10 protein-coding genes are annotated in these 9364 nt (G+C 68.0%); 9 read left to right on the top strand and 1 reads right to left on the bottom strand.

The window, feature by feature from the left end:
- Nucleotides 1-206: cupin domain-containing protein (locus AC16JP_RS08465; protein WP_484340176.1), on the bottom strand; the 206-nt coding region annotated here is incomplete at its 3' end.
- A 110-nt stretch (nt 207-316) separates the two neighbouring features.
- Between AC16JP_RS08465 and plsY the strand changes: the two genes are divergently transcribed.
- The 9 genes from plsY to AC16JP_RS08420 all read left to right on the top strand — a co-directional run.
- On the top strand, nt 317-931 hold the full coding sequence (gene plsY / locus AC16JP_RS08460) for a glycerol-3-phosphate 1-O-acyltransferase PlsY (protein WP_484340178.1): 615 nt from the start codon (nt 317-319) through the stop codon (nt 929-931).
- A complete protein-coding gene (gene dprA, locus AC16JP_RS08455; protein ID WP_484340175.1) occupies nt 928-2064 on the top strand; it encodes a DNA-processing protein DprA in 1137 nt (378 codons plus the stop codon). Before plsY ends, dprA begins: the two co-directional genes overlap by 4 nt.
- Before the next feature lie 66 nt (nt 2065-2130).
- Nucleotides 2131-4677: a type I DNA topoisomerase gene (gene topA, locus AC16JP_RS08450; protein WP_484340177.1), complete on the top strand. Its 2547-nt coding sequence runs from the start codon at nt 2131-2133 to the stop codon at nt 4675-4677.
- Nucleotides 4674-6887, top strand: a complete 2214-nt coding sequence (locus tag AC16JP_RS08445; RefSeq protein WP_484340174.1) for a ribonuclease R family protein — start codon at nt 4674-4676, stop codon at nt 6885-6887. Before topA ends, AC16JP_RS08445 begins: the two co-directional genes overlap by 4 nt.
- A 111-nt stretch (nt 6888-6998) precedes the next feature.
- Nucleotides 6999-7166: a 50S ribosomal protein L33 gene (rpmG, locus tag AC16JP_RS08440; protein WP_484340173.1), complete on the top strand. Its 168-nt coding sequence runs from the start codon at nt 6999-7001 to the stop codon at nt 7164-7166.
- Nucleotides 7167-7357: 191 nt separating this feature from the next.
- Nucleotides 7358-7591, top strand: coding sequence for a DUF3572 family protein (locus tag AC16JP_RS08435; RefSeq protein ID WP_484340172.1), 234 nt, complete (start codon nt 7358-7360; stop codon nt 7589-7591).
- Nucleotides 7588-8202 carry an HAD family hydrolase gene (locus AC16JP_RS08430; protein ID WP_484340171.1) on the top strand — a complete coding sequence of 205 codons (615 nt, stop codon included), beginning with the start codon at nt 7588-7590 and terminating at the stop codon, nt 8200-8202. The genes AC16JP_RS08435 and AC16JP_RS08430 overlap by 4 nt, the downstream gene beginning before the upstream one ends.
- Nucleotides 8192-8653, top strand: coding sequence for a RidA family protein (locus AC16JP_RS08425; RefSeq protein ID WP_484340170.1), 462 nt, complete (start codon nt 8192-8194; stop codon nt 8651-8653). Before AC16JP_RS08430 ends, AC16JP_RS08425 begins: the two co-directional genes overlap by 11 nt.
- 4 nt (nt 8654-8657) lie before the next feature.
- The coding region (locus tag AC16JP_RS08420; protein WP_484340169.1) for a peptidogalycan biosysnthesis protein at nt 8658-9364 on the top strand (707 nt) is incomplete at its 3' end.

The following is a 9364-nucleotide window of genomic DNA, read 5'->3' as shown; positions in this document are numbered from 1 at the left end:
GTCCATTTGTCGTCGATCAGGATTTTTCCGGTGCCCATCTCGACGCGGAAGAACTGGTCGCCGTCGTCGTGCACTTCCTCGCCGATTTCCTCTCCGGGGAGGAGCGACATGACGACGAGCTGCAACCGCTTGCCGGTATAGAGGACACGGCGGAAATGGCTGTTTTCCTCGGTCGCTTGTTCGATGTCGTCGATATAGCCCTTCATGCGGCTTTCCTTTCCGGTTCAGTGCGTAAAGCAATGGAGGCAGTGTCCGGCTTTTCCTTGATGGATGTCAACGGCGGGCGGGTTGCGGGGCAGGGTGAAGCCGCGCTAGGATTCGCTGCGTGACCCATGCGCTTCTCTGGCTGTTGATCGGCTATCTGCTCGGCTCGATTCCGTTCGGGCTGCTTCTTACGCACCTGGCAGGCGGCGGCGACATCCGCTCGATCGGATCGGGGAACATCGGCGCCACCAACGTGCTGCGCACCGGGCGCAAGGGCATCGCCGCCCTGACCCTGCTGCTGGATGCGGGCAAGGGTTGGGCTGCCGTGTGGCTGGCGGCCCGATACGGGCAGGAATGGGCGTCGCTTGCCGCCGCGATCGGCGCTTTTGCCGGGCATGTGCATCCGGCATGGCTCAGGTTCCGGGGCGGCAAGGGCGTGGCGACGCTGCTGGGCGTATCGTTCGGCTTTTCCGCGCTGGGCGGTCTGGGATTCGCACTTGGCTGGGTGGCGGTGGCGGCGATCAGCCGGATTTCGTCGCTGGGCGGCATGGTCGGCGGCTTTGCTGCGGCAATCACCCTTGGCTTCGCCGGCAAGCCCGAAGCCGGGCTGATCGTCGGGTTGCTGGCGGTCTGGGTGCTGTGGACCCACCGCGAGAATATCGCCCGCCTGCGCGACGGCACCGAGCCACGCATCGGCAAGGCAAAAGCCGCCGACGACGACGCGTGACGGGGTTTTCACCGCAGGAACGGCTGGCCCGCATCCGGCTGGCCCGCACCGATGGCATCGGTGCGGTGGGCTTCGGCCAGTTGCTTGCCCGCCATGGCAGCGGCGGTGCCGCCTGCGAGGCGCTGGCGATGGCGGGAAAGCCGCTTGCGCCGCCGCAAGTGGCCGAGGCCGAGATGGACCGCGTGGCGAAGCTTGGCGGCAGGCATCTGCTGCCGGGCGAGGACGACTATCCGCCATTGCTTGCCGCGCTTTCCGATCCGCCGCCGCTGCTGATCGCGCTGGGTGACACGGGCCTTGCCGCACGGCCGGTGGTGGCGATGGTCGGTGCGCGCAACGCCAGTGCGGCGGGCCGGGCGCTGGCGCGTGACATGGCGGCGGATCTGGGCCACGCCGGCTGGGTGGTGGTGTCGGGGCTGGCGCGCGGCATCGACGCCGCCGCGCACAACGCCACGCTGGACAGCGGAACCATCGCCTGCATCGCCTGCGGCATCGACATCGCCTACCCGCCCGAACATGCCGCACTGCAAGGCGAAATCGCCGGGCGCGGGCTGCTGCTGACCGAACTGCCGCCCGGAACCGAGCCGCAGGCCCGGCATTTTCCGCGCCGCAACCGGCTGATCGCCGGGATTGCGCAGGCAGTGGTGGTGATCGAGGCGGCCAGCGGATCGGGCAGCCTGATCACCGCGCGCATCGCCGCCGATGCAGGGCGCGAAGTGATGGCGGCGCCCGGCCATCCGGCGGATCCGCGTTCACGCGGGGGGAACGGGCTGATCCGCGACGGCGCGACACTGGTGGAAAGCGCGGCAGACGTGCTGGCGGCGCTGTCGCCGTTCGTGGTGGCGGCAAGGCCCGCGCGCGAACGGCCGCCGGAAACGGCGAAGCGCCGTGCTCCGGTGATCGCATCTGGGCCGGTGATCGAACCTGGGCCGGTGATCGAATCTTGTCCGGTCGGGCGGGCGGAAGCGGCCGACGGCGGGTTTCTGGCGCTGCTCTCGCCCGGCGGGGTTCCGGTCGATGAACTGGTTCGCGCTTCGGGCATGGCGGCGGCGCAGGTGCAGGCGCAATTGTCCGACCTCGAGATCGAGGGCAGGGTGGTCCGGCTTGCAGGCGGAAGGGTGGCGCGGATAGGCTGAGATGGCCCGCAGTTGCCATTTCGGCCTGCACGGGGCTATGGGCCGCGCCCCAAGGAAGGACCGTTGATGGATCTTGTCATCGTCGAGTCGCCGGCCAAGGCCCGGACGATCGAGGGGTATCTGGGCGGCGGGGCCAAAGTGCTGGCCAGTTTCGGCCATGTGCGCGACCTGCCTGCAAGCGACGGCAGCGTCGACCCCGAACATGATTTCGCCATGCGCTGGGAGGTTTCGGCCGACCGCGCGAAGCAGATGAAGGCAATCACCGACGCCGCGAAACAGGCGGATCGCGTGATCCTCGCGACCGACCCCGACCGCGAGGGCGAGGCGATCTCGTGGCATCTGGCCGAGCTGCTGGCGGCGCGCAAGGCGGTGCCCAGGGGCGGCATTTCGCGCATCACCTTCAACGCCATCACCAAGGATGCGGTGAAGGCGGCGATGGGCAGCCCGCGCACCGTCGACCAGGCGCTGGTGGATGCCTATCTGGCGCGCCGGGCGCTGGATTATCTGGTGGGGTTCACCCTGTCGCCGGTGTTGTGGCGCAAGCTGCCCGGCGCCAAAAGCGCCGGGCGGGTGCAGTCGGTCGCGTTGCGGCTGATCGTCGAGCGCGAGCGCGAGATCGAGACCTTCAGACCGCGCGAATACTGGAGCGTCGAGGCAGTGCTGAAAAGCGCGGGCGGCATCGCCTTTTCGGCAAAACTTACTGCGCTCGACGGCCGGAAGCTCGACAAGTTCGCGCTGGCGACCCGCGATGCAGCCGAAGCGGCGCGGGCGCAGGTGGAAGCCGCAACGCTGTCGGTCGGCGCCATCGACATCAAGACGGCGGTGCGCAACCCGGCGCCGCCGTTCACCACCTCGACCTTGCAGCAGGAAGCGGCGCGCAAGCTGGGGATGGACGCGCAGCAGACGATGCGGACGGCGCAGGCCCTCTATGAGGCCGGGCACATCACCTATATGCGGACCGACGGCGTATCGATGGATGGCGCCGCCGTGATGCGCGCGCGCGACATGGTGATGGAACGCTATGGCCGCGACTATGTGCCGGAAAAGCCGCGCCATTATACGGCAAAGGCCAAGAACGCGCAGGAAGCGCACGAGGCCATCCGCCCGACCGATTTCGCCCGCACGGCGCGCGCGCTCGGCCTGCACGACCGTGACGGCCGGCTTTATGACCTGATCTGGACGAGGGCCGTCGCCTCGCAGATGGCTTCGGCGCAACTGGAGCGGACGGCGGTCGATCTGGTGGCCGACGATGGATCGGTGGAACTGCGCGCGACCGGCACCGTGGTGGTGTTTCCGGGGTTTCTGGCCCTTTATACCGAAGGCACCGACGATCTGCGGTCCGAAGGCCCGGTGGCCGACGACGAGGAAGGCGGCCGGCTGCCAAAGCTGATGGCGGGAGACCGTCCTTCGACGCAGGGGGTCGAGGCATCGCAGCATTTCACCCAGCCGCCGCCGCGCTATTCCGAGGCAAGCCTGGTGAAACGGATGGAGGAACTGGGGATCGGGCGCCCTTCTACCTATGCGTCGATCATCCAGGTTCTGAAGGACCGCGATTATGTGGTGCTGGAACAGAAACGCTTCCGGCCGCAGGAAAAGGGACAACTGGTCACGGCCTTCCTCGAGCGGTTTTTCGAACGCTATGTGCAGTATGATTTCACCGCCGGCCTTGAGGACAGGCTGGACGACATTTCCGCCGGGGAAGCCAAGTATCTGGAAGTGCTGCGCGACTTCTGGGCGGATTTCAAACCCCGCGCCGACGACGTGCAGGCGCAAAAGCCGTGGGACGTGGAAAAGGCGCTGGATGCCTATCTGGGCGATCACCTGTTCCCGCCGCGCGACGATGGCGCCGATCCGCGCGCCTGCCCGGCGTGCGGAACCGGGCAACTGGCGCTGAAGGTCGGGCGGTATGGGCCGTTCATTTCCTGCTCGGGCTATCCTGAATGCCGCTACACCCGCCAGTTCGCCAGCGCCGGAGGCGAGGACGCCGGGCCGCAGGGGCTGGGCGACGACCCGGAAACCGGCCTTGCCGTCGAAGTGAAATCGGGCCGGTTCGGCCGCTATGTGCAATCGGGCGAGAAGCGTTCGTCGATCCCGCGCGATATTACCGATCTGGATCTGGAAACGGCGCTGAAGCTGCTGGCGCTGCCGCGTGCCATCGGCATGCACCCCGAAACCGGCCTGCCGATCACCGCGTCGATCGGCCGCTATGGCCCCTATCTGCTGCACGACGGCAAATATGCCAATCTGAAGGACAGCACCGAACTGTTCGAGATCGGCATGAACGCGGCGGTCGTCAGGCTGGCCGAACCGAAGGGCGGCAAGGCCCGGCGCGCACCGGCGGAACCCATCGCGGTGCTGGGCGCGCATCCGGAAAGCGGCGCCGAAGTGAAGGTGCTGGATGGCCGGTTCGGCGCCTATGTCACCGATGGCGCAGTGAACGCCACCATCCCCAAGGGCACCGATGCAAAGGCGCTGACGATGGAGCAGGCGGTGGTGCTGCTGGCCGAACGGGCAGCGCGCGCACCGGCGGCGAAGAAGAAGGCCCCAGCCAGAAAGGCGCCCGCCAAGAAGGCTCCGGCCAAGAAACCGGCAGCGAAGAAAGCCGGCTCTTGAGCCTGCCCGACCGCGACGCGATTCTGGCTTTCGTGCGCGAAAGCCGGACGGCGGTCGGCAAGCGCGAGATCGCCCGCGCGTTCGGCCTGAAGGGCGCCGAGCGCGAGGAGCTGAAACTGCTGCTGCGCGAAATGGAAGCCGAAGGCCAGCTTGCGGGCGGGCCGGGGCGGGCGCTGCACGAGGCCGACAGCCTGCCCCGCGTGGCGGTCTTGACGGTGATTTCCGCCGATCGCGGGCGGGTTCTGGCAACGCCCGAGAACTGGCCCGGCGAAGGCGAGCCGCCCAGGGTGCGCATCACCGGCGAGGGCCGGCATGGCCATGCCGCCGGGCGGCGGCTGACCTATGATCCGGGCGATCGCCTGCTGGTTCGCATTACCGGCGACGCGCCGCGCTTTGAAGGCAGCGTCATCAAGCGGCTGAAGCGGGGCGTGTCGCTGCTGACCGGCGTCGTCGAGCGTGACGGCCGGGGCGGGCTGCTGCTGAAGCCCGTCGACCGGCGCGAGCGGCGGCAATGGCCGATCCATCACGGCAGCGACGTGGTGCCGGGCGAACTGGTGCGGGCCGAACTGAAAGGTTCGGGCGCGCGAACGCTGGCGCATGTCGCGGCGCGGCTGGGCACGCCGTTTTCCGGCGCGCTGCTGAGCGACATCGCCATCGCCGCCAAGGGCCTGCCCGATCATTTCCCGGAGGCCGTAGAGGACGAGGCGCGCCGGGTGCAGGCCGCGCCGCTCGGCCCGCGCGAGGACTGGACGCGCATTCCGTTCATCACCATCGATCCTGCCGACGCGCGCGACCATGACGACGCAGTCTGGGCCGAGCCGGAGGGCGACGGCTGGCGGCTGCTGGTCGCCATCGCCGACGTGTCGTGGTTCGTCCGCCCCGGATCGGCGCTGGATCGCAGCGCCTTCGATCGCGGCAACAGCGTATATTTCCCCGACCGCGTGCTGCCGATGCTGCCCGAGGAACTGAGCAACGGCGCGTGCAGCCTGAAGGCGGGGGCCGACAAGGCGGTGCTGGCCGCCAGCATCCATGTCGGGGCGAATGGCGAGCTGTCGCAGTGGCGCTTTCACCGGGCGCGGGTCAGGATCGCGGCGAACCTTGCCTATGAAGCCGTGCAGGCGGTGATGGATGGCAAGGCCGAAAGCGAACTGAAGGTGCCGGTGCTGGCGCCGCTATGGGATTGCTGGAAGGCGTTGATGCGGGCGCGCGGGCGGCGCTCGCCGCTTGATCTTGAATTGCCGGAAAAGCGCGTGATTCTGGACGATGCCGGGCAGGTGACGGGCGTGCGCGTGCGCGAACGGCTGGATGCGCACCGGGTGATCGAGGAAATGATGATCGCCGCCAATGTGGCGGCCGCGCGCGCCCTTGAAGAAGTGAAGGCGCCGGTGATGTATCGGTGCCACGAACAGCCGGACCGGGAAAAACTGGTCAGCCTGAAGGAATATCTGGGGACGCTGGGGGTAAGCTTTGCGCTGGGGCAGGTGATCACGCCCGAAAGCTTCAACCGCGTGCTGGACCGCTGCCGCGACCGCGCCGACCTGACCGAGATTTCGGAAGCCGTGCTGCGCGCCCAGACCCAGGCCTATTACGCCCCGGCGAACACCGGCCACTTCGGCCTGAACCTCGGTTCCTATGCGCATTTCACCTCGCCCATCCGCCGCTACTCCGATGTCTGTGTACATCGCTCGCTGGTGCAGGCGCTGAAGCTTGGGGAAGGCGGGCTGCCCGAAGGCGCCGGGCAGCGTTTCGCCGCCATCGGCGAGCATATCAGCTTTACCGAGCGCCGGGCGATGGAAGCCGAGCGCGAGACGCTGGACCGCTATATCGCCCGCTATCTGGCGGCGTCGACGGGCGGCATCGTCCATGCCCGCATTTCGGGCGTGCAGGCGTTCGGGTTTTTTGCCACCGTCGTCGAGATCGGCGGTGACGGGCTGGTGCCGATCAGCGCCCTTGGCGACGAGCGATTCCGCTTCGACGAGGCCGGGCGCTATCTTGAAGGCACGCAGTCGGGCACCCGCTATGCGCAGGGGCAGTTGCTGGACCTGCGCCTAGAGGAGGCCGACCCCGTGACCGGCGCCCTGCGATTTTCCATTCCGGGCGTCGAGCCGGTCGAGCGCAGGCGTTTCGGAGCGAACGCGAAACCGCGCACCGACCGGATGCGGCCAAAGCACGGCGGGCCGCCGCCCGGTGTGCGGCGAAAGCGCGGCTGAGGGGCCGGGATGCAGGCCGTGGGGTTGACGGCAACGGTGATTCTGCCCTAGAGGCGCGCCCTTTCCCGGGGCACTTTGCCGGCGGGCGCAATTATTTGTTTCGAGGACAGCATGGCGAAGCCGACGACGGTCAAGATCAAGCTCGTGAGCAGCGCGGACACTGGTTACTATTATGTGACCAAGAAGAACCCGCGCACCAAGACCGAGAAGCTTTCGTTCCGCAAATATGATCCCGTCGCGCGCAAGCACGTCGAGTTCAAGGAAGCCAAGATCAAGTAAGCGGCATCCGCCCTGCGGGGCGGGTTGCGGCGTTCCGGCATGGCGGGCGGGCCTTGTTCGTCCCGAACGGCTGGAACGGCAGAGGCAAGCGCAGGTTCCGGCCTGCGCTTTTTTGCGTGCGTGCGGCGGTTCGGGGGCAGGCCTTCGATCAGACATTCCGTTCAGGCGGCACATGCTCTAGAGGCACGGGCATGGACCCGACACTGGCCTTGCAGGCGCTGGCCGCGATCATCGCCGACGAGGGGCTGCGCAACCGGTTCATCGCCCTTACCGGCTATGACGCAGACATGATTCGCGCCCGCGCCGGCAGCGCCGACATGGCAGCCGCAGTTGCCGCCTTTCTTTCCGGTCACGAACCAGATCTGCTGAAGGTGGCCGGCGAAATCGGCGTCGCGCCGGAACAGCTTGCGAAGGAACGCGGATGAAGCCGATCCTGATCCTCGACTGCGACGAGGTGATTCTGGAATTCGCCCGTCCGTTCAGCGACTGGCTGCGCGAGGAGCGGCAGGTGGACCTGAGCTTCGACAGTTTTGCGCTGGTCGGCAACATGCGCCACATGGCCGACGGGCGGGCGGTATCGCCCGCCGAGTTTCCGGCGCTGTTGGACGGCTTCTTCGCCGAGGGGCAGTTGCGGCAGCAGCCCGCCGAAGATGCAGTGCAGGTGCTGGGGCGGCTTGCGCGCGACATGGATCTGGTAGTGCTGACGAACATTCCCGCGCAATGGCGCGATATCCGGCTTGCCCACCTGCGGTCGCTTGGCCTTGATGTGCCGGTGCACGCGAACGACGGGCCAAAGGGGCGCAAGGTGCACGAACTGGCGGCGGGGCGGCCTGCGGTCTTTGTCGACGACCTGCCGCCGCACCATGAAAGCGCGGCCAGACATGCGCCGGGCGTGGGGCGGCTGCACATGGTGGCCGACCCGGTATTGCGCGGCCTGATCCCGGCGGCGCCCGACGCGCACAGCCGGATCGATCGCTGGGCCGATGCGGAAACATGGATCAGAAACCGGATGGAAAGGACAGACGATGGGCGTTGAAACGAAACTGAAGGAACTGGGCCATGTGCTGCCGGCGGCGGCGGCGCCGGTTGCATCCTATGTTCCGGCCGTCGAGGCAGGCGGGCTGCTGCATGTGTCGGGGCAGATCAGCGTTGCCGCCGACGGCAGCCTGATTCGCGGCACGGTTGGCAGCGACATGACCGTCGAGCAGGGACGCCACGCCGCCGAACGCTGCGCGCTGATGATCCTGGCGCAGGTGAAGGCGGCGCTTGGCGGCAGTTTCGACCGGGTGCAGCGCGTGGTGAAACTGGGCGTGTTCGTGCAGTGCGCCCCCGGCTTCGGCGAGCAGCCGGAAGTGGCGAACGGCGCATCCGACCTGATGGTGCAGGTGTTCGGCGATGCCGGCAAGCATGCGCGCGCCGCTGTCGGCGTGCCGTCGCTGCCACGCGGGGTTGCGGTAGAGGTGGATGCGGTGATCCAGCTTCGCTGAGGCGATGCCCCGGCTTCGGGCAAGGCTGGCGGGCGCCGCGCGCGACATTCCCGCCGCCGACTGGGACGCGCTTGCGGGCGGCGGCAACCCGTTTGCCGCGCACGCCTTCGTAACCGCACTCGAGGACAGCGGCTCGGCCACGGCCGAGGCCGGGTGGCGGCCGCTGCACATCGTTGCCGAGGACGACGCCGGGCGGATTGCCGGTATCCTGCCGGGGTATCTGAAGGCACACAGCCAGGGCGAATATGTGTTCGACCACGGCTGGGCCGACGCGTGGCAGCGCGCGGGCGGCGCCTATTATCCGAAGCTGCAACATGCAACGCCCTTCACCCCGGCGACTGCGCCGCGCCTGCTGGCGCACTATGCCGATGCGCGCAGCGTTCTGGTGGCCGCAAGCGAGGCGGTGGTGCGCGATAACGGGCTGTCGGGCGCGCATGCGACGTTCCTTTGCCCCGACGACGCCGAAAGCTTTGCCGCGCGCCACTGGCTGGAGCGCCGCGACATCCAGTATCACTGGCAGAACAGCGGCGACTGGCGCGGATTCGACGATTTCCTTGGTGCACTTGGCAGCCGCAAGCGCAAGGTTCTGCGGCACGAGCGCGCGGCGGCGCTGGCGGCGGTCGACGGCATCGACTGGCTGACGGGCCGCGACCTGACCGAAGCCGCTTGGGACAGTTTCTTTGCCTTTTATCAGGATACCGGCAGCCGCAA

It is taken from the genome of Sandaracinobacteroides sp. (assembly GCF_057137845.1).
Note: the sequence above shows the minus strand (reverse complement) of the source record. Positions and strands in the feature narration are given on the sequence as shown.

Bases quoted from the DNA above. Each gene is read 5' to 3' on its own strand.
- topA (WP_484340177.1), top strand. From the start codon at position 2,131: ATGGATCTTGTCATCGTCGAGTCGCCGGCCAAGGCCCGGACGATCGAG.
- rpmG (WP_484340173.1), top strand. From the start codon at position 6,999: ATGGCGAAGCCGACGACGGTCAAGATCAAGCTCGTGAGCAGCGCGGAC.
- AC16JP_RS08435 (WP_484340172.1), top strand. From the start codon at position 7,358: ATGGACCCGACACTGGCCTTGCAGGCGCTGGCCGCGATCATCGCCGAC.
- AC16JP_RS08430 (WP_484340171.1), top strand. From the start codon at position 7,588: ATGAAGCCGATCCTGATCCTCGACTGCGACGAGGTGATTCTGGAATTC.
- AC16JP_RS08425 (WP_484340170.1), top strand. From the start codon at position 8,192: ATGGGCGTTGAAACGAAACTGAAGGAACTGGGCCATGTGCTGCCGGCG.